Origin of the sequence: Stenotrophomonas nitritireducens (assembly GCF_001431425.1) — a bacterium.
Lineage (GTDB): Bacteria > Pseudomonadota > Gammaproteobacteria > Xanthomonadales > Xanthomonadaceae > Stenotrophomonas > Stenotrophomonas nitritireducens.
Genome location: NZ_LDJG01000050.1, coordinates 1 through 824 on the forward strand (window position 1 = coordinate 1; position 824 = coordinate 824).

At 66.9% G+C, this 824-nt stretch carries 1 protein-coding gene; it reads right to left on the minus strand.

Annotated elements, in window-relative coordinates; translation table 11 throughout:
- A partial coding sequence (locus ABB22_RS17350; RefSeq protein ID WP_152984255.1) for an extracellular solute-binding protein occupies positions 1-442 on the minus strand: 442 nt, incomplete at its 3' end.
- Positions 443-824 lie beyond the last annotated feature (382 nt).

Here is an 824-nt window from a genome sequence, read left to right on the forward strand (position 1 = left end):
CGTTGTAGCCGATGCCGGTGGTGCCGATCATGTACGGCACGCCGTACTTGTTCTCCGGATCCTGGCCGGCGATGCGCGCCATGATCGCCGGGTCCAGGTTGGCCAGGTTCGGGATCCTGCTCTTGTCCAGCGGCAGGAACACGCCGGCCTGGATCTGGCGGCCGAAGAAGTTCAGCGTCGGCACCACGATGTCGTAGCCGCTGTTGCCGGTCAGCAGCTTGGTCTCCACCATCTCGTCGCTGTCGAACACGTCGTAGGTGACCTTGACGCCGGTCGCCTTCTCGAAATTCGGGATGGTGTCCTCGGCGATGTAGTCCGAGTAGTTGTAGACGTTCAGGACCTTGGCCTCGCCACCGTCGGCGGTCTTGGCGGCCTCTTCCTTGCCGCCACAGGCGGCGAGCAGGGACATGGCGACGCCAACGGTCAGGATGCGCAGATTCATGGGTTCTCCAGTGTGATCCGGGAGGGAGCCGGCTGAACCGGCGGGCGCGATATTGTCCCATGAAGCAGATGACAGCGCCCGGAGGGGGCTTGATCGGGAAAGCTCCAGCGGGGCGTTGCCCCGCTCTACATGTGCATGGACCACGGTACCCCGGTGGCGCCGGGCAACGCCCGGCGGGGCTTCATCGGGAAAGCGCCAGCGGGGCGTTGCCCCGCTCTACAGATGCATGGGCCACGGTGCCGTTGCAGCGCCGGGCGGGGGCTTCACTGGGAAAGCGCCAGCGGGGCGTTGCCCCGCTCTACAGGTGCATGGCCACGGTGCTGCTGCAGCACCCGGCGGGACTTGGCCGGGGGAGGCTCCAGCGGGGTGTTGCCCCGCTCCA